Raw genomic sequence first — 19,296 nt, forward strand, 5'->3', positions numbered from 1 at the left:
CAGCTGATTTGTAATCAGCAGGTCGTGGGTTCGAGTCCCTCTATCGGCTCAAAAAAACCATCACAGATTGTGATGGTTTTTTTATGCTCAAAAACGAAAATTCCAAGAATAAAAATTCCAAATTCCAAACTTCATGTTACAGATTGGAATTTGGAATTTAAATTTTTAGGATTTAATTAATTTATCTCCCTAATTTTTGATGAGCAGCTGTAAATTGTCCTGAAGACATTGCTGCAAAAATTGACAGCTCACCTGTTAAACATAAAGCAATTGCGATTTCGGCAAGTTTACCGCTTTTTCCTGCGCCATAGGAGCCTAATAGTTCAAGACATTCTTTTTGGGTAGGAAATGAAGTGCCGCCGCCAACTGTGCCAACAATCATATTAGACATGGTGATGGCAAAGTAAATGTCGTTGTTTTCGATTATTTCCATTCTTGTAACGGCAACAGAAGCTTCACCTGTACAGGCAACATCCTGTCCACAGGCAATAAACAAAGCCGCAAGTCCGTTAGAAGGATGCATGCCGCTCCCTACTACGCCGGCTTTTTTTGCACCCGAAACACATATTCGCCATTGTTCATACAATAATGCCGGAGTAGTCTTTAATACTGATTTAATAATCTCTTCTTTTAACACGATTTCAGCAGTAACTTTTTTTCCGCGAACTCTTGTGTTTAAAGGACTTATTTTTTTATCTCCCGAAAAATTACCTTCAATAGTCCAGAATACAGGTTTTATTGGGCAGTTTTCGAGTATAAACTGGCATATCCTGTCAGAACAGATCGTAACCATATTTTGACCTGATGCATCGCCAGAGGTATATTCTAATCTTAAAATTGAAATATTGCCTTCTATATTTACATTTACATCGTTTAAAATGGCGTAATTACTGCTTTCTCTGGTTAAGGCTGAAAATGTTTCGGTGTGATCCATAACCCATGATGAAAACTTTCCTGCCTCAAGTAAGTTTTTAAATTTAAAAGTTGGTGTTCTTTGTACACCTTCCTGAAGTGTAATAACGGTTATTGGTCCGCATTCCCTACATGCTTTTGCGCCTCTGTTGTAAGAGGCAAGAAGTGCACCCTCAGTAGTAGCAAGCGGTATGTAAAAAGCTCCCTGCGCAACGCTTCCGTTAAGTATCAATGGACCAACAATTCCGGTAGGAATCTGGCTCATTCCAATATAATTTTCAATATTGCCTTTTAGGCTTTCGTTATTATTAAATACTTTTTCACCTGATATGAAGTCCATGTCTAAATTAAGTCTACTTCGTATGAAATTCAAACGTAGTTTTTGACCATTTATAGAATATGGATCCTGATCAGGTATTCTTTCTGCTTTTGAAAGTTGATGATCGTAAGATTCCAATTTATCTAAAACAGATGAATCTATATAATCATATTTTGGACGACTGATATTACTGGTTAAGTTTTTCATAGCTTATTTTTTTAAGATTGCAGCTAAGGTATTACAAATCAACTTATTAACGATGTAAATTCTGACTTTTTAATTCATAATTATTTAATTGTCAGATATTTATGTTAATTTTGATTAAAGCTTGAAAAAAGGCATAAAAAAATCCTGTTCTATTAAATAAAACAGGATTAAACTTTGACTCAAACCGAGTATTTTTAAATGTAAGTTATTGTTTGTTATTTACTTACGCTTGTTTTTTGTTCTTCTTTTTTTATTTCAGCTACATATTTGGTAAGCTTTTTTCCGTAAAGTGACTGTGCTACTTTTGGAGTCATTGATTTTTGAATTGTATCAAGAAACTTGATATTAATATCATATATCTCTGCTAAAGCAATATAAGGTGATACTTCGTGATCTTTGTTGTTAATGGCGAAGTTTGTAGCATACAAATATTTTCTTTTGATATTTGACTGTTGTTTAGCGCCAATGCTGTCAATCGCTTTTTGATCTTGTCTTTTAATTGCTTTAAATCTTGCTTCAACCATTGATAGATTCTCATCAATAAAACGAGAATTTACTTTTTTGTATTCTTCAAATAACTCCTGATTTTTAGATCCGGTAATTTTTGCACTCGAAATGAAATTATCTAGATTAGTGTCAATATTGATATTTCCCGGTTCAGCAAAAAATAAAATATTATTGTCTAAAGAATTCGTTACGCCGCGATCAAGAAACAGATAAAGCATTTCTGGAGATTCTAATTTAATATCTCTTTCAAAAGAAGCATTTCCGTCAATTTTAACACTGTCGATAGCAACAAGCGATGTATCAACAATTCTTTGAATATATAAAGTTCCGGTTTTTAAACCTTTTATATTTCCTGTAAGGTGTAAGTTGTCTGCAGCAGATTCTTTTTTGCTACACGATGCAAGCAGTGCAAGAGTAACAAAGGCAATAATTGATTTTTTCATTAGTTTATTGGATTTTGGTGCAAAATAAAGAAAATAGTTTGAATGTAAATAAGTCACCGTTAATTTTTCTAAAAAATAAAATCCCAATCTATTTCTAAATTGGGATCTGTATATTTTTTTAAAAATGAATTGGTTACATTACTAAAGTGTAAATCGCTCCATCTTCATGCGTATACGTATATTTGGCATCACAGTCATTGTTTCCATAATCAATAACACCATTTAAATATCCGCCCTGAATTTTTAATTTTCCTTTAGAAACATAATCGCAGGAATATTTTTTAACTAAGGTTTCCTGTACAGTTAAAGTCAAAGCTCCTCCTTTTTCTGTAGTTACAGTATGAGTTCCTTCAGGCATTTCATAAATATTATCTTCTAATACGTATGGAGTATCAACACCGGCAGTTTGTTTTATGGTGTGTATTCCTGAATTTGTAAAAACTCTTCCCAGTAAATCTGTAAATTTTCCGTTTGTTACTTTTCTGCTCCATTGCGGTACAGCTGCAACAGTAGTTGTGTTAGTATATTCTATAGTTCCTTCCAGTTTAAATCCGTTTATAGAATAATCGATTCTTTCTATCGTCATTTTACTTCCGGTTGTAATTACCGGACCAGAAAGCGTAATTTTTAGTTTTCCTTTTCTTGTAATTTGATTTATCGTACAGCCTGTACCATAATCAACAGTAAAAACTTTTGGATAAGGAGTTCCGTTTGGAGTTGCAACCGCAATATTGTAGCAAGCTTCGGGAGAAGCTTCAGATGGTTTTGCCGCAGGATTTGTATTCGTTACAGTCAATCCTGTTTTAATATCCATTTCATTTATAGCGTCAATTACAACAGATGCGCTGACAGCAGTTGTGTCTGCCTGATTAACAACTTCATCGCTGCTCGAACATGAAACATAAATAAATGCCGAAGCAAACATTACAGAAAGTAAAATAGCCGTTTTTTTCATATTGGTTTTGTTTAAGATTAGATTAAAGGCATTCAAATGTAATAAAAAAAATAATTCACAAAAAAAATCCTGAAAATTCTATTTTCAGGATTTTGGTTTTTAATTATTTGTAAATCAACTGTTTTTAAACGGTTTTGTAATATTCGCTTTTGGCTTTTCTGATTTTTTTATATTCTTCCCAATCAAATTTGTTTAAGAACTCTGCCGCTTTTTGCGCTCCGCGAATGAACAAATCAATTTTTGCATCATCAGTAAGATTAAAATTCAGCCAGTTGTGGTTTCCGGTATCAATATATCCTATCAGATTTTTAAAATCGGGATTTTTTCTTAAAAATTCTGAATCATAACCAAATCTCGCGGTGTCAAACATAGAGCTTATCACATTGGTGATTTTTTCGTTTTTGTTGATTTCATTTTTATCATATCCGAGTTTTATGCCAAAAGTAGGCGATGCCGGAACATTCATATTTTCATGAAAAATATCAATAGGAAAATTTGAAATTATCCCGCCATCCATAAACATAACTTCTGACGGAACGGAAGCGCGTAAACAGGTTGCTTCATTCCATTTGTTCCAGGCTTCAATACCGCCGGGAATATTTTTAATCCTAAATGGAGTAAAGAATAGTGGAATTGACATAGAAGCTCTCACAAAATCGGCAGGATTTTGAACATCCGGATTAGAATAAAACAAGTCAATCATTTTTGGGAAAATAATTTTGCTTTCTGTAGTAATATCTGCGGTTATTATCGCTATTTCACTCCAATGATCTTTTCTGGTATAATCTTCTTTGTCACCAAGTTTTACTTTGTTAATTCTAAATAATTTATTGTCGTTTGAAACCCCTTTTTCACGCAGCGCTTTTAAATCGCCATAATTTTTAATTCCTTTCTGCGAAAGCAAATTAGTCATCCATTGATGAAAATTAGTGCCGGGATTTAATCCTAAATCATCTTTAAAATTATCTACTACCTGACAGCCTTTCATAACTAATTTAAGATTTCCGGCATCGCTTAATAAGGCGTCAATAAATTCTCGGGCATCATGATCGCCATCCACAAAATCGTATAAATTTTTATTACATAAACATTCTAAAATCCACTCTGACTTTGTAATATCAATTGGTCCGGCAGCCGCCATAAGCATGGTATTAATACTTCCGGCAGAAGTTCCGGCTAAACTTAAAAACCGAATTCCTACTTGTTCCAAAACATAAACATATCCAACCAATGCAACGCCGAGAACGCCGCCGCCTTCCTGAACTAAATCTACATATTCTTTACCGTTTGCATCTACAATATCTGAGAATTTCTTTTTCTTCTCTTTAATTTGTTCCTTTAAATCTTTTATGATCGCTAAGACTTCACCGTTTTCTGTAAATTTCGTTTTCTCCATGATTTCCAGTATTTAGGTTTATGATTTGTTTTTACAAAACAATTTTATTTAATTGTTTGATTTTCAGGTATGTAAAAATACAAATTCGATTAGCGGCATAAAAGGGGAGAATTACCCTTTTTTAAGATTTTTGAAATTTGTATAAAGCAAAAAATCCCGCAGAAATTAATCTGCAGGATTTTGAGTTTTGTCCTTAGTGGTTTAAAATAGAATCTTGCTATGTTCTAATCTTTTGTAACATCAGTTGTATTAGGTCCTCCAAAACCAAAGTTTAGAGAAAGTAGTGAAATCAATGTACCGTTTGTTGTGAATATAGGTTTAAACGAACTTCCAATTTGATACGATAGAGCAATTTGTTCTGTGAGTCTGTAGCTAAATGTACCTATGTATTGAAAATCAGATGCTGTTTCTTTTGTATACAAAGTATTACCAGAACCATCTGTACCAGCGGCCGAGAGAGAACTGCTTTTTCTGCCGGTTGCTTCAAATTCTATAGAGAATTTTTTAAACTCACCTAATATTGCTAATCCGTAATCAAAGTTGTTTTTATAAACCTGTGTGTCAGGGAAATATTTTTCGAAGTATTTTTTATTGTACCACTCATAACGTAAAACGCCAATTGCTTTTAGAAAACTAATTTTATCTGAGAATTTATAAGATGGATTTATCCAAAATGATTGTCGCGGTACTTGTGAATATTCAAAATCATTGGTAGGGAAATTTAGTGATAATGCGTAAGCAAAATCAATATTAAATCCTTGTCGTTCTTTAATGTAAGTTTTAAATTCCTCATAACTTCCCATCATTTTAGATTCTACTAATTCTAAAAAAGAAGTAAAAAACGCATCTGTATTATTTTCGTCAAAAGAGAGGTTTTCAGCAGCATCGTAGATGTTTTTGGTTATTTCTTCGGCTTGCTTTATTGATTTTTTACCTAAAACCTCATTAATACGAATAGTTACAGAATCATGAACAGCGGTTAAATATTCTTCTTTTGTTTTATAATGAAATTTAGATTCAAGTTCAATAAGTCTAGACATGATTTTTGAACCTACGCGCTGGTTGATAGTAAGTTTATCAATATGTTGTTTGATAATTTCTTTGTCTTGCGCATTTCCAAAAAATATCGATGTGCGATACCCGAGAGCAATACTTTTTGTTTTTGTACTGTCTTGCAGTAAAAAATTTTGAGTTGAAGCTACCGAAAAAGAAGAATTTCGGAGGATTTGGTTCAGATTGATTTTTGGATAAAGATATCCCTCTATTGTAATGCCGTGATCTGTGGCCCAGTAAGGCATAAATTCTAAGCCAAAATCGTTAGGAATTATACTGTTGCCATTGTTATCGCTAAAGTTTGTAAAAAGTGCAGCTTCTAAAGCACGATATGATTTAGGCTGTATTATAGAACTTGGCTGCATGCCTAAAATTGATGCCGCAGGAGATGAAGGAGTGGTAAGTGCGTCCAGTTTTTTTTGAGCCTGTATTGTACCAAAAGAAATCAGGAAAATTAATATCCAATTTTTCATTTTACAGAAAATTTAATTGTTAAAATGACATAAGGACGATCTGTTTCACTTTTATCATTACTATGGCTTTTTAATAATTTTTCGTTGATGTAATATTCAATAATTATTTTGTCTTCTTGTGGTATTGGATTTGCGATATCTGAAACGACAAATGTTTTTTCTGAGAGAAGGGATTCTATATTTCCTAATACTGCTTTTCCAGAATTGGCAATTTCCGGATCATTATTTCCAGGAATGTTAATTACGGTATGACCGATGTTTCCATCCGATATGAATTTGACTTCAAAAGTAATTTCTTCTTCTGCTTCGGCTGTGTACGATAATTTTTCGTAACGGTATATTTTTCTCATAGTTTTGGTTAGTTAAATGTTTTTTCTGAGGTTGTTATATTTCGAAATAAAATTACATAAAATATCATTTTTAAGGTACGTACAAATACTTGTTTTTTAAAGAATTAACTCACACTTAATAATTAACCGTTTCAGCGTAAAATAAAAAAGCCCGCAAGTAAAAACTTGCAGGCTTTTGGAGAGATTATTATTTAATCTTATTTGATCATTTCAAAGCTTCTTTTTACAAAAGCAGTTAATGCTTCACCTTTTAAAAGGTTTTGAGATAACTTAGCTAAATCTAAAGCTTGTTTTACCAAATGTTCCTGATGCGTTTTATCTTCGGTATTTAAAATACTTGAAGCTAAATCAGAATTAGTGTTTACAACCAAATTGTACATTTCCGGCATATTTCCCATTCCGAACATTCCGCCGCCGCCTGTTTGGCTCATTTCTTTCATTCTACGCATAAATTCTGGCTGCGTAATAATAAATGGAGCTGCCTGGCTGTCCATAGCTTCCAGCTGAACGCTGTATGCTTTAGGAATATAAGCTTCTAATGAAGTTTTTAATGCTGCTTTTTCTTCATCAGATAATTTAGAAATCGTGTTTTCGTCTTTTTTGATTAAATTATCAATATGGTCAGAATCTACACGAACAAAAGTCAAATCACTGTTATCGCCTTCAATTTTTTGAATTAAATGCGAAATAATTGGAGAATCTAAAAGCAATACTTCGTATCCTTTTTCTTTTGCTGCTTCGATATAAGAGTGCTGTGCATCTTTGTTACCAGCATACAGAATAACTAATTTACCATCTTTATCCGTTTGGTTTTCTTTTAGTTTTTCTTTTAATTCTTCTAAAGTAAAATAAGTATCGTCAACCGTTGGATATAAAACAAACGCACCTGCTTTTTCGTAGAATTTATCTTCAGAAAGCATTCCGTACTCTAAAACGATTTTAATATCATTCCATTTTGCTTCAAAATCAGCACGGTTTTCGTTAAATAAAGCTTTCAATTTATCGGCTACTTTACGCGTAATGTAGTTAGAGATTTTCTTAACCGCACCATCTGCTTGTAAACCAGAACGAGAAACGTTTAACGGAATATCCGGTGAATCGATAACTCCTTTTAACATGGTCAAAAATTCAGGTACAATTCCTTCTACGTTATCTGTAACGTAAACCTGGTTTTGGTACAATTGAATTTTATCTTTCTGGATTTGCATGTCTGAACCTAACTTTGGGAAATACAAAATACCAGTTAAGTTAAACGGATAATCTACGTTTAAGTGAATGTTGAACAAAGGATCTTCAAACTGCATTGGATACAATTCTCTGTAGAAGTTTTTGTAATCTTCATCAGATAATTCAGAAGGTTGTTTTGTCCAAGCCGGATTTGGGTTATTAATGATATTATCAAGTTCGATAGTTTCATTAACGTAATCTTCCGGAGCATCTTCTGGTTTTGGAAGTGTTTCTGTTCTTGTTCCAAATTTAATTGGAATAGGCATGAACTTGTTATACTTATTCAATAAACCGCTGATTTTAGAATCTTCTAAAAATTCTAAAGAATCTTCAGCAATGTGCAAAATGATTTCTGTACCACGTGAAGTTTTGTCAGCCGGCTCTAAAGTAAATTCAGGGCTTCCGTCACAAGTCCAGTGTGCAGCAGGTTCATCTTTGTATGATTTTGTAATGATTTCTACTTTTTCTGCAACCATAAAGGCAGAATAAAAACCAAGACCAAAGTGACCAATAATTCCAGAATCTTTTGCAGAATCTTTGTATTTATCTAAAAATTCTTCAGCTCCGGAAAAAGCAACCTGGTTGATGTATTTTTCAACTTCATCAGCTGTCATACCTAATCCCTGGTCGATAATATGGATTTTTTTTCCTTCCTTATCTACTTTAATTTCGATAACCGGATTTCCATATTCTACTTTTGCTTCGCCAATACTAATTAAATGTTTTAACTTTAATGTAGCATCAGTTCCGTTTGAAACCAGCTCACGTAAAAAGATTTCGTGATCGCTGTATAAGAACTTTTTGATTAAGGGAAAGATGTTTTCTACTGAAACATTAATTTTACCTGTTGTCATATTTTTTTATTTTTTGAATTTAACTTGATGATTTTCATTTAGTCAAATAAAATACCAATTTTTTTTAGGTGACAAATTGTCGTAAATGTTAATTTTGAAAGAAAATAATTAGATTTTGGAACTGTTAATATTTTAATGAATCGTATATTTGTGGTACACTAATTGTTAAAGGTGTAAGTATTAACTTAAATAAATGTACAAAATGAAGAAAATAATTTTCATTTGCATGATTGCTACAGTGTTATTCGCGTGCAAATCATCTTCGTCTACAGCTTCAACAGAAGCAACAACGCTTTCGACTAAACTTGACAGACCTACTCAAGTCGCTATTAAAGGGAACTGGGTACTTACTAATGTATCTTATGCAGGTTCTGATTATATTAAAGTAACTTCATTTGATCTTGCAGATTCTAAATGTTTTATTGGCAGTACCTGGAATTTTATTTCAAATAATAACAAAGGTACAATGAATCTAAATTCTCCAAATTGTACAGCTTTTACTTCTCCAATTGTTTGGAGTATTAACAATCAGGGACTTTTTGTTCTAAAAATTGTAGATCCGGGATTGAAATCTAAAAATGTAAAATCTGGGTATTTACTAAAAGTTGCAGGTTTAACGGATAACTCTTTTCAGTTAATCGACAATATCAATGTTGGCGGACAAACAAAAGATGTTACGTACCAATTTCAAAGAGCTAATTAATATTAAAAAGGATAAAAATGAAAAAGATAACAGTTTTAGGTTTAAGTAGTTTACTTGTATTAGTTAGTTTATTTACAAGCTGCGATTCAGTTAAAAACGCAAACAATACTCAAAAAGGTGCCGGAATTGGTGTAGTTGCCGGTGGTATTATTGGAGGTATTTTAGGAAATAATTTAGGAAAAGGCGGAAACGCTGCTTTAGGAGCTGCAATTGGAGCTGCTGTAGGTGGTGGAACCGGAGCCTTAATTGGTAACAAAATGGATAAACAAGCCCGTGAAATTGATCAGGCTTTACCAGGTGCGTCTGTAGAAAGAGTAGGTGAAGGGATTCACTTAACTTTAAATGAGAACGCTGTTCGTTTTGATACAAACAAATCAACTTTAACTCCTCAGGCAAAAGCAAACTTAGATAAATTAGTTCCTGTTTTTAATGAGTACGGAGATACTGATATTCAAATCTTTGGTTATACTGATAATACAGGTAAACCAGAATATAATTTGACACTTTCTGGACAAAGAGCTGCTTCTGTACAGTCTTATTTAGTTTCAAAAGGATTAAAATCAAGCCGTTTTAAAACTTCAGGTTTAGGTATTGTTGATCCTATTGCAACAAATGATACTCCGGAAGGAAGAGCCCAAAACCGTCGTGTTGAATTCTCTATTACAGCAAATGACAAAATGGTTAACGATGCAAAAGCTGAAGCTGGAAAGTAATTTCAGATAAAATAAAATATAAAAAAAGCTGTTTCATAATTGAAGCAGCTTTTTTTTGACTTTAGAAATTAAACATCGTAAATTTGACCTCTCTAATTACAACACATGCTTGATATTCAAAATATATCTTTTTCGTATACTGATAAACCAGTTATAAATAATGTTTCTTTTTCGATCAATAAAGGCGAAAATATTGCCATTATTGGCGAAAGCGGTTGTGGAAAAAGTACGCTGTTAAAGCTTATGTACGGTTTGTTCGATTTAGATGAAGGTAAAATATTTTATAACGAAAAACCTATTCTGGGGCCAAAATACAATTTGATTCCGGGAATGCCTTATATGAAATATCTGGCGCAGGATTTCGATTTGTCTCCATATGAAACTGTGGCAGAAAATGTTGGAAAGTTTCTTTCAAACGGTTTTGCAAACATGAAAAAACTTCGTGTTCAGGAATTGTTAGAGATGGTAGAAATGGAACAATTTTCTAATGTTAAAGCTAAATTTTTGAGCGGCGGACAACAGCAGAGAGTAGCTTTGGTGAGAGTTTTGGCTTTAGAACCAGAAGTAATTTTGCTTGACGAACCTTTCAGCCAGATTGATGCTTTTCGTAAAAATGCTTTACGCAGAAACTTATTTAAATATTTAAAACAAAAAGGAATCACCTGCATTATTGCAACGCATGACAGTACAGATGCTTTATCTTTTGCAGATGAAGCGATTGTAATGCGACACGGAGAAATTATCGTGAAAGGCGATCCTGCAAAAATATATGAAGACCCGCAGACTAAATATGTAGCTTCGTTATTTGGAGAAGTAAATGAGGTCGCCACACATTTATTGCTTCCGTACGAAGATGAAACCCATAAAACATTAGTGTATCCGCATCAGTTTAAAATGGTTTCAGAATCTAAACTTCCGGTAAAAATTAGAAGAACTTATTTTAGGGGAGGCCATTATTTAGTTGAAACCGTTTATAAAAGGCAGTTAATATTTTTCGAAAGTGAAATTGATTTACCGCTTGAACATGAAATATTTCTTGGCCTGAATTATCTTTAATGAGGTAATTTGCCAATTAGATAATTTTTGATCTTTAAAAAAAGTAAACCCGACAAGTTTTTGAAACTGTCGGGTTTACTTTTTATAGTCGTTTAAGAATAAATTAGTTTTTTAAATATTTTTCTAAAAACTGATCTTGTTCCCAAAGTAAGTGCAGGATATTTTCTTTGGCTACATAGCCATGTGCTTCTTTCGGTAAAATTACCATTCTTGCAGGCGCTCCCAAACCTTTTAAAGCCTGAAAATAACGTTCTGTCTGCAAAGTAAAAGTCCCCGGGTTATTATCAGCTTCGCCATGAACCAATAAAATTGGCGTTTTCATTTTTTCGGCATTCATAAATGGTGACATAGTATTGTAAACTTCTGGTACTTCCCAGTAATTACGTTGTTCAGATTGAAATCCGAAAGGCGTCAGTGTTCTGTTATAAGCACCGCTTCGAGCAATTCCGCAAGCAAAAAGATTAGAATGGGTCAATAAATTTGCAGTCATAAATGCACCGTAAGAATGTCCCCCAATGGCAACTTTTTTACGGTTAATATATCCCAGAGCATCTACAGCATTAATTGCAGCTTCGGCATTATCAACTAATTGAGAGATAAAATTGTCGTTTGGTTCTGTAGTTCCTTCGCCAATAATTGGGAAAGCAGCATCATCTAAAACAACATATCCTTTTGTAACCCAATACACAAACGATCCATAATACGGAAACGTAAATTCATTTGAATTTTGAGTGGACTGGCCAGCGCTGTTTCTGTCTTTATATTCTGCCGGATAAGCCCAGATTAATAAAGGCAGTTTTTCTTTTTTAGCCTTGTCATAACCTGCAGGAAGATATAAAGTTCCCGAAAGTTCCAGTCCATCTTTACGTTTGTATTTAATTACCTCTTTGCTGACGTTTTTAATGCTTTCAAACGGGTTTTTAAAATCTGTTATCGCAGTTAAACTATTTGGTTTTTTAATGTTTCTGAAAAAGTAATTTGGATATTCTGTTTTGGATTGAATCTGAACCAGAACTTTACCTGATTTAAAATCTTCAATTTCTAAAATTTCTTCTTTTTTATCCTTGTAAGGCGAAGTATAAACACGTTTTGATTTTAGTGTTTTTAAATTAAATTCATCAACAAAAGGAAACTGGCCATCTTTAGTGTAGCCATCTCCAATTCGGTATAAATTATCTTTTTCAAGAGCTAAAACATATTTGTTGTATTCATTCTTTCTGGTTTCGAAAACGCCGGGATCAGAGTAAACATCTTGTGAATTTCTATCAGTTATTAATTTTGGCTGTTGATTTGCATCTGAAGGATTTATCAAATACGTTTTCTCATTTCGGGTATCGTACCATTCATCAGAAACAACGGCAACATTGTCATTTCCCCAAGTAATGGTATTAAAACGTTGTGGTGTTTTAACTAATGATGAAGCTTCTTTATCAAAAGGCGCATCCCAAAGAAAAACTTCGTCTCTAAAATCTACTTTGTTTGCAGGATCTCCTTCATCTAAAGCTGTTACGTATGATAATGTTGCAGGTTTGTCATTTCTCCAGGCCATTTCCCTTTTTCCTTTTCGAACAGCCATAAAACCTTTTGGCATAATTTCATTCAGCGGGACTTCGTTAACCGTTTTTATTTCTTTTCCTCTAATGTCGTAAACAATCGTTTTAGAAGGAAATCTGTTTAAAGGCACCACATACGAAAATGGTTTTTGAATGGTAGTCAGCATAATATAATTGCCGTCTGGCGAAATTTTCTCGCCCGCAAACATCGCAGCTTCTTTAAATAAAACAGCATCACCATCTAATTTGACTTTGTATAATTCAGACGTAACACTATTTTCGAAATTAGCTTCGTCATTTTTGTTTTTCAACATATCAGGATAGGTTCTGTTTTGAGATTTTTCTCCAGATGTGTTTGAAATAATAGGTCCGGTTGGTAAATCTTTTTTAGAATCTAAAAGCGGCTGTCTGTTTTTTGGAAGCATTTTTACCAAAATCGTTTCGTTGTCTGAAAACCAGTTAAACGGATTTCCCAGATTGGCATTTACAGTTGCTTCTGTAAGTTTTGTGGCCTGCGCCGATGCTACATCCAAAACCCAAAGTTCAACACCCGTATTTGTAGTGTGAGAAAACAGGATTTTTTTATCGTTTGGCGACCAAAGAATATTCGCGATTTTTGGATTTTGCGGCAAGCCAGAAACCTGAGTTTCTTCTTTACCATTTATTTTTCTAAGTTTTAAATTGGTAACATATGTTATAGTGCTTGATATATTCGTAACCGGATTAATTCGTATTCCGGCTAAACGAATTTCGTCCTGATTTAAATCGTCGAGCGTTTTGTATGTGTTTCGGTACAATAAAAGCATATTTTCTTTTTTTGTATCCATTGAAACGGTTGGAGCTCTTTGGTAATCGGCCAGATCTAAAATAGATTTAGAAGGTTTTTGGTAAGTTAAATTCTCCTGAGCAAAAGAGAAAAAACCTATATTTAAAAATAAGAACAACGTAACCTTTAATTTCATGAGTTGAATTTTTTGGGTTTAAAAAAAATGGTATTCAAAATGTTTGTCTAAGATACTTTAGTCTTGTTACATTTTAAATCTTATTTTTCATTCTTTTCAATGAATTCCTCAATAAACTGGTTTTTCAAAAAGTAATTGTTTTTAAACAGTCTGATAATTAAAGTATATTAAATTGCTAATACCGAAAAAAATAGTATTTTGTACTCTTATGTTTTAAAGTATACGTAAATTTGCATTCTAAATTTTTAACAAATAACAATATTATATGTATCATTCAAAAATAGCAGGCTTAGGATATTATGTTCCTTCAAATGTTGTGACAAACGATGATTTGTCTAAGATAATGGATACCAATGACGAATGGATTCAGGAACGAACAGGGATTCAGGAGAGAAGACATATCATTCGAGGAGAAGATACTACGACTTCAATGGGGGTAAAAGCTGCTAAAATTGCTATAGAACGTTCTGGCGTTGCCAAAGAAGATATTGATTTTGTAGTTTTTGCTACATTAAGCCCGGATTACTATTTTCCAGGACCTGGAGTTTTAGTACAGCGTGATTTAGGGTTAAGAACTGTTGGAGCTTTAGATGTTAGAAACCAATGTTCTGGTTTTGTTTACGCAATTTCTGTTGCAGATCAATATATTAAAACCGGAATGTATAAAAATATTTTGGTTATTGGTTCTGAGGTTCATTCAACCGGATTAGACATGACAACTCGCGGACGCGGGGTTTCAGTAATTTTTGGAGATGGAGCAGGAGCAGCTGTGTTAAGCCGTGAAGAAGATTTGACAAAAGGTATTTTATCTACGCATTTACACTCAGAAGGACAGCACGCCGAAGAATTGGCTCTACAGGCACCGGGAATGGGAGCGCGCTGGGTAACGGATATTTTAGCAGATAATGATCCTAATGACGAAAGTTATTATCCGTATATGAACGGACAATTTGTATTTAAAAATGCAGTGGTTCGTTTTGCCGAAGTTATCAACGAAGGTTTAGAAGCTAATGGTCTTCAGGTTTCAGACATCGATATGTTGATTCCGCATCAGGCCAACTTGAGAATTTCTCAGTTCATTCAAAACAAATTCAAATTGAGCGATGATCAGGTTCATAATAATATCCAGAAATACGGAAACACAACTGCAGCATCTATTCCAATCGCTTTAACAGAAGCTTGGGAACAAGGTAAAATCAAATCTGGTGATACTGTTGTTTTAGCCGCTTTTGGTAGTGGATTCACTTGGGCAAGTGCAATCATCAAATGGTAAATTAATTCATCTTACATTATATTTAAAACCTGCTTCGTTTTGGAGCAGGTTTTTTTATACCCATTATTTAGATGACTAGCGATTTGTCAGGCTGAGCGAAGTCGAAGCCCACGTTCCAATTGGGAAGCCTTTGACTCTGTTTCTAATTAAACTTCTGCTTCAAAACGAGCCTTCGACTTCGCTCATGATGACATCCGGGTTATTGATTTAAGATAGTGTTTTTTGTTCTCAACGATTTGTCAGGCTGAGCGAAGTCGAAGCCCACGTCCCTATTGACAAAATATCAATTTCACACTAAATAAACTTTGTTAGATACGCTAAGTAAAGGGCGTGCTAATAGGAGCGGGGCTTCGACTTCGCTCAGCCTGACAATCGCAGTTCAATACTTATTAAATGAAAAGAGATATTTTTCTTACTTTTATTTGAAAATAAAATTTTTAAATAAAATGAAACAGTATTATGTCTATATACTAAAATGTTCTGATAATAGTTATTATACTGGATTTACAAATAATATTGAAAGAAGATTAAATGAGCATATGTTTGGGATAAACAAAGAATGTTATACGTTTAATAAAAGACCTTTACAATTAGTTTTTTGTACTGAATTTGATGATGTGAATCAGGCAATTGCATTCGAGAAACAAGTAAAAGGCTGGAGTAGGAAAAAGAAAGAAGCGATAATAAATGATAAGTGGGAAGATTTAAAAAAGTTATCAGAATGTTTAAATAAAACAAGTCATAAAAATTTTTATAAAAAGGACGTTTAGTAGTAAATTAGCCTTCGACTTCTCTCAGGGTGACACTTGTCTTGAGATTTCTGAAAACGTTTGTCAGGCTGAGCGAAGTCGAAGCCCCTTTTAAATAATTTACAATGAAAAAAAATCAATTAGAAATAGCATGCTTTAATTACGAATCTGCCATAATAGCTCAGGAAAATGGTGCAGATCGAATTGAGTTATGCGAAAACATGAAACTTGGCGGAACAACTCCAAATTCTATTTTAGTAGTGAAAGTCCGCGAAAGCTTAAATATTAAAATGCATGTTATTATTAGACCTCGCGGCGGCGATTTTGTTTATTCTGATGAAGAGCTTGTAGAAATGAAACAAGATATTAAACAGTATAAAAAATTGGGTGTTGATGGTTTTGTTTTTGGAATTTTAAAAGACAGCGGAAATATTAATAAAAGACAGAATAGGGAATTAGTGCATTTGGCACATCCGCTTCCTTGTACTTTTCATCGTGCTTTTGATGTGGTCAAAGATGTAGAAAAATCTCTTGAAGATATTATCGATTGCGGGTTTAAAACGATTTTAACTTCGGGACAGGCGATAAATGTAGAAGAAGGAATTTTAGCTTTGGAACGCATACAAGATCTTGCTAAAAACAGAATCGAAATAATGCCGGGCGGCGGTTTGCGATCTTCAAATATTAAATTATTACAGGAACGATTAGATTTGACTTTTTATCATTCATCTGCAATTACAAACAATTCAGAAACTGCAAATCCCGAAGAAATAAAAGAGTTAAGGAATTTTCTATAACATTAAAAAGAAATAAAAAAGCCTGAAGCTGGCAAACTTCAGGCTTTTTTCTACAAGAAAATTATTTAAAAATATTAAAATTGATTCTAATAAAAGCAGTGATTAGAACATTCCGCCACCACCTTGATTAGTGTTTTCTTCTCTTTGTTTACGTTCTAATTTTTTGATTTTTGCTCCACCAAAGTTATAAGTTAAACCTAAATAAACTGTTTGGCTTTCCCAGGTAAACTGACCAGTTTGAGGATAAGGGGAAACACCGTCAAATGAATATTTCATTGTGTTGAAAACGTCATTAAAACGTACACTGATATTCATCTTATTATCTAACAATGTATAGCGTGAACCAATATCCATTTTGTACATTTCATTTCTATGTTGCTGAACTTCTTCAACGCCGCCTCTGTAAAAACCAAATAATAAAAAGCTTAAACGTTTAGTAGGCTTAAAGTTTGAGTTCATACGAGCATTGAATGCTGAAGTTGTAACGGTCTTCTCCTCAGGTTCACTTTTGCCTGAGAGAGGATTAATTTTAAATATAACACCTTGCTGGTTTATGCTGGAAAAATCAACAGATGGCTGGATATCCCACCATTTAGTAATTTTATAGTTAGCAGAAATGTCAAAACCATAAGCACTATTGTGATCGTAATTAGTAAAGCCTAAGAGTTGTTTCTCAGAAGGGTCGTCAGGATCTGGGCTTAAAGTTCTGCTTATTTGATCGTTGATAGCCCTTACAAATACTCCAGCGGTAATGCTTCCTTTTTCAAGAGTTTTAGTGTAATTTATTTCAACAGAATTAGTAAACTGAGGTCTTAATTCTTGATTTCCGTATGAAGTTACTAATGGAGTAGAAAACTCACGAATAGGTTTTGTCTGCTCTAAACTTGGTCTGTCAACACGACGGCTGTAGCTTAATTGCAACACGTTTTTCTCATTTAAATTATACGTTAAATAAGCAGAAGGATATAATGTAATGTAGTCATCATCAAACTTTTTCTGATCAGGAGTTAAAAATGATTTTACATTATAACTCTCAAAACGAGCTCCTAATTGATAGCTGAATTTTTTGTATTTCTGACCAAAAGTTACATATGCAGAATAAATATCTGTATCGTAAGTATAAACAGAAGATTTAAATGCAGCATTGGTTGTGTTGTAAATATTGTCAGTTCTTGTTATTCTCGCTTCTGCACCTGCTTCAAGAGTCGTTTTATCGTTTAGCGGATTTACGTAATCAACGTTTACTGTACCTAATTTTCTTTTGTCATTAATATAATCGTTATATAAAAGAGAGGTGGCAGTATTATCCGGCTTTGTTGTTTTAGTGTCAAAACTGGCATCCTGAGTTTCTCTTGTATTACTAAAGTTTCCTTCAAAATCTAAAGTATGACCTTCTTTTTTAAAGATATGTTTGTACGCTAAATTGTAAGTTCCGGTTTCGTTTGGACCTTCGTATCTCGATTTTTGGTAGATATTTTTAATATCCGGATCTCCGTTATTGTAATCAATATCAGTATTTACTAATCCAGTTCCTTTTGATTTATTTTGATTGGTGTAAAATGATAAAGTATTGTGGTCATTGATTAAATAATCCATTCCAACTTTATACAAATAGTTATCATTGTCATTAGAAATATCTAATTTTTGAACCATATCCTGATCTAATCTTTGAATGTGACCATCGTTAAAATAAGTTCCAAAATTATTACCTGCATTTCCAAAGAAATTTACTTTTCCGGTTTTATAGTTTAAATCTAAAGACTGGTTATATTTTGCCGTTTCACCAAAAGTAATACCACCGCTGTAACTTCCGTTAAAACCAGTATTAGCATTTTTGTGTAAAATAATATTAATAATCCCAGACATTCCTTCCGGATTGTATTTTGCACTAGGATTTGTAATCAACTCAATTTTTTTGATAGAAGTTGAAGGAATTTGTTTCAATAATTGAGCAGGATCAATGTTAGAAGGTCTTCCGTCGATTAATACACGTACATTGTCATTTCCGCGAAGCGAAAGTTTTCCGTCCTGATCCACATTTACAGAAGGAATATTGCTCATAATATCTGATGCAGAAGCTCCGGCAGTTGTCAAATCTTTCCCGACAGTAATAACTTTTCGGTCAATTTTTTGTTCCATTGTCGAACGTTCAGCAACAATATTAACGCCTTTAAGCTGAGTTGCTTCTTCTTCAAGAGAAACATTTACAGTTGCAGATTTTTTATTATCAGCTAAAATTACGGAACCAATATATTTTCTAAATCCAATATATTGAATTTCGATAGTATAACTTTTTAGCGCTAGGTTTTTAAAAGTAAAATCTCCGTTGTCATCTGTATTAACGCCTGATACTACTTTTCCGTTTTCTTTAAGAGAAACCGTTGCGTAAGAAATTGGTGCATTGTTTGATTTTTCGGTAATTTTCCCCGTGACCGTTCCGGTATTCTGGGCTTGTGCTGTTGCAATTACCCCCAGTAATGCAAGCAGAAAGAATTTTAATTTCATAATGAGATAATGATTATTTTGATTTGATTGATGATGAGGTTGTTTTTTTGTTTTTGTTTTGATTTTTTTTGCTTCAAATAAAATTTAAAGTCTCTATTAAGACTATTTTGTTGTCGATATGTTACATAAAAAGTAAAAAAAACTTTTTATTTTTTTGGGAAGTTCTGTTTTGTAGCAGGTTAGCGTTTTGATTTTTTGATAATTTTAACATTCAAAACAAAACCTTTTTTAAGAAATTCTAACAGGATTATGTTATTTAATATGTTTTTCATTTTCTCTAATTGATGAA

The 19,296-nt window shown here is 33.2% G+C and carries 16 protein-coding genes; 7 read left to right on the plus strand and 9 right to left on the minus strand.

Features of this window, described 5'->3' with window-relative positions; genetic code table 11:
* Nucleotides 1–180: hypothetical protein (locus tag ACODSB_RS17345; RefSeq protein WP_488937975.1), on the plus strand; the 180-nt coding region annotated here is incomplete at its 5' end.
* 1 nt (nt 181) lies between these two features.
* On the opposite strand, the gene ACODSB_RS17350 is transcribed toward ACODSB_RS17345, so the two are convergent.
* From ACODSB_RS17350 to htpG, 7 genes are all read right to left on the minus strand, one after another.
* Nucleotides 182–1,438: a hydroxymethylglutaryl-CoA reductase gene (locus ACODSB_RS17350; protein ID WP_488937976.1), complete on the minus strand. Its 1,257-nt coding sequence runs from the start codon at nt 1,436–1,438 to the stop codon at nt 182–184.
* Nucleotides 1,439–1,653: 215 nt separating this feature from the next.
* Entirely contained in the window at nt 1,654–2,388 is a 735-nt protein-coding gene (locus tag ACODSB_RS17355) for a DUF4369 domain-containing protein (protein ID WP_488937977.1), read from the minus strand.
* A 133-nt stretch (nt 2,389–2,521) separates the two neighbouring features.
* Nucleotides 2,522–3,343, minus strand: coding sequence for a hypothetical protein (locus tag ACODSB_RS17360; RefSeq protein ID WP_488937978.1), 822 nt, complete (start codon nt 3,341–3,343; stop codon nt 2,522–2,524).
* A 124-nt stretch (nt 3,344–3,467) separates the two neighbouring features.
* Nucleotides 3,468–4,739: a patatin-like phospholipase family protein gene (locus ACODSB_RS17365; protein ID WP_488937979.1), complete on the minus strand. Its 1,272-nt coding sequence runs from the start codon at nt 4,737–4,739 to the stop codon at nt 3,468–3,470.
* A gap of 224 nt (nt 4,740–4,963) precedes the next feature.
* The gene (locus ACODSB_RS17370; protein WP_488937980.1) at nt 4,964–6,265 is read right to left on the minus strand and encodes a hypothetical protein; all 1,302 of its coding nucleotides are present in this window, start codon (nt 6,263–6,265) and stop codon (nt 4,964–4,966) included.
* The gene (locus tag ACODSB_RS17375; protein ID WP_488937981.1) at nt 6,262–6,615 is read right to left on the minus strand and encodes a hypothetical protein; all 354 of its coding nucleotides are present in this window, start codon (nt 6,613–6,615) and stop codon (nt 6,262–6,264) included. Before ACODSB_RS17375 ends, ACODSB_RS17370 begins: the two co-directional genes overlap by 4 nt.
* A 197-nt stretch (nt 6,616–6,812) precedes the next feature.
* Complete coding sequence (htpG, locus tag ACODSB_RS17380; RefSeq protein WP_053472442.1) at nt 6,813–8,696, minus strand: molecular chaperone HtpG; 1,884 nt, start codon at nt 8,694–8,696, stop codon at nt 6,813–6,815.
* 202 nt (nt 8,697–8,898) lie between these two features.
* On the opposite strand from htpG, the gene ACODSB_RS17385 reads away from it, so the two are divergent.
* The 3 genes from ACODSB_RS17385 to ACODSB_RS17395 all read left to right on the plus strand — a co-directional run bounded on the left by ACODSB_RS17385 (nt 8,899) and on the right by ACODSB_RS17395 (nt 11,168).
* A complete protein-coding gene (locus ACODSB_RS17385; protein ID WP_053472453.1) occupies nt 8,899–9,399 on the plus strand; it encodes a lipocalin family protein in 501 nt (166 codons plus the stop codon).
* Between the two features lie 17 nt (nt 9,400–9,416).
* The gene (locus tag ACODSB_RS17390; protein WP_053472441.1) at nt 9,417–10,112 is read left to right on the plus strand and encodes a YiaD family glycine zipper/OmpA-like lipoprotein; all 696 of its coding nucleotides are present in this window, start codon (nt 9,417–9,419) and stop codon (nt 10,110–10,112) included.
* Between the two features lie 105 nt (nt 10,113–10,217).
* Nucleotides 10,218–11,168, plus strand: coding sequence for an ABC transporter ATP-binding protein (locus ACODSB_RS17395; protein WP_488937982.1), 951 nt, complete (start codon nt 10,218–10,220; stop codon nt 11,166–11,168).
* A gap of 103 nt (nt 11,169–11,271) precedes the next feature.
* Here the strand turns inward: ACODSB_RS17395 and ACODSB_RS17400 are convergent, their stop codons facing one another.
* The gene (locus ACODSB_RS17400) at nt 11,272–13,683 is read right to left on the minus strand and encodes a S9 family peptidase (protein ID WP_488937983.1); all 2,412 of its coding nucleotides are present in this window, start codon (nt 13,681–13,683) and stop codon (nt 11,272–11,274) included.
* Nucleotides 13,684–13,948: 265 nt separating this feature from the next.
* Between ACODSB_RS17400 and ACODSB_RS17405 the strand changes: the two genes are divergently transcribed.
* From ACODSB_RS17405 to ACODSB_RS17415, 3 genes are all read left to right on the plus strand, one after another.
* Nucleotides 13,949–14,956, plus strand: a complete 1,008-nt coding sequence (locus ACODSB_RS17405; RefSeq protein ID WP_035650216.1) for a 3-oxoacyl-ACP synthase III family protein — start codon at nt 13,949–13,951, stop codon at nt 14,954–14,956.
* 446 nt (nt 14,957–15,402) lie between these two features.
* Nucleotides 15,403–15,726 (plus strand): GIY-YIG nuclease family protein, encoded by a 324-nt coding sequence (locus ACODSB_RS17410; protein ID WP_488938020.1) that lies wholly within the window; start codon nt 15,403–15,405, stop codon nt 15,724–15,726.
* Between the two features lie 104 nt (nt 15,727–15,830).
* Nucleotides 15,831–16,502: a copper homeostasis protein CutC gene (locus ACODSB_RS17415; RefSeq protein WP_291142565.1), complete on the plus strand. Its 672-nt coding sequence runs from the start codon at nt 15,831–15,833 to the stop codon at nt 16,500–16,502.
* 102 nt (nt 16,503–16,604) lie between these two features.
* On the opposite strand, the gene ACODSB_RS17420 is transcribed toward ACODSB_RS17415, so the two are convergent.
* The gene (locus ACODSB_RS17420) at nt 16,605–19,007 is read right to left on the minus strand and encodes a TonB-dependent receptor (protein WP_488937984.1); all 2,403 of its coding nucleotides are present in this window, start codon (nt 19,005–19,007) and stop codon (nt 16,605–16,607) included.
* Nucleotides 19,008–19,296 lie beyond the last annotated feature (289 nt).

It is taken from the genome of Flavobacterium sp. FG68, from assembly GCF_057808895.1.

Coding starts and splice junctions, on each gene's coding strand:
- ACODSB_RS17360 (WP_488937978.1), bottom strand. CDS start 3,343: ATGAAAAAAACGGCTATTTTACTTTCTGTAATGTTTGCTTCGGCATTT.
- ACODSB_RS17415 (WP_291142565.1), top strand. CDS start 15,831: ATGAAAAAAAATCAATTAGAAATAGCATGCTTTAATTACGAATCTGCC.
- ACODSB_RS17420 (WP_488937984.1), bottom strand. CDS start 19,007: ATGAAATTAAAATTCTTTCTGCTTGCATTACTGGGGGTAATTGCAACA.
- ACODSB_RS17400 (WP_488937983.1), bottom strand. CDS start 13,683: ATGAAATTAAAGGTTACGTTGTTCTTATTTTTAAATATAGGTTTTTTC.
- ACODSB_RS17390 (WP_053472441.1), top strand. CDS start 9,417: ATGAAAAAGATAACAGTTTTAGGTTTAAGTAGTTTACTTGTATTAGTT.
- ACODSB_RS17385 (WP_053472453.1), top strand. CDS start 8,899: ATGAAGAAAATAATTTTCATTTGCATGATTGCTACAGTGTTATTCGCG.
- ACODSB_RS17395 (WP_488937982.1), top strand. CDS start 10,218: ATGCTTGATATTCAAAATATATCTTTTTCGTATACTGATAAACCAGTT.
- ACODSB_RS17410 (WP_488938020.1), top strand. CDS start 15,403: ATGAAACAGTATTATGTCTATATACTAAAATGTTCTGATAATAGTTAT.
- ACODSB_RS17375 (WP_488937981.1), bottom strand. CDS start 6,615: ATGAGAAAAATATACCGTTACGAAAAATTATCGTACACAGCCGAAGCA.
- ACODSB_RS17370 (WP_488937980.1), bottom strand. CDS start 6,265: ATGAAAAATTGGATATTAATTTTCCTGATTTCTTTTGGTACAATACAG.
- ACODSB_RS17350 (WP_488937976.1), bottom strand. CDS start 1,438: ATGAAAAACTTAACCAGTAATATCAGTCGTCCAAAATATGATTATATA.
- ACODSB_RS17355 (WP_488937977.1), bottom strand. CDS start 2,388: ATGAAAAAATCAATTATTGCCTTTGTTACTCTTGCACTGCTTGCATCG.
- ACODSB_RS17405 (WP_035650216.1), top strand. CDS start 13,949: ATGTATCATTCAAAAATAGCAGGCTTAGGATATTATGTTCCTTCAAAT.
- ACODSB_RS17365 (WP_488937979.1), bottom strand. CDS start 4,739: ATGGAGAAAACGAAATTTACAGAAAACGGTGAAGTCTTAGCGATCATA.
- htpG (WP_053472442.1), bottom strand. CDS start 8,696: ATGACAACAGGTAAAATTAATGTTTCAGTAGAAAACATCTTTCCCTTA.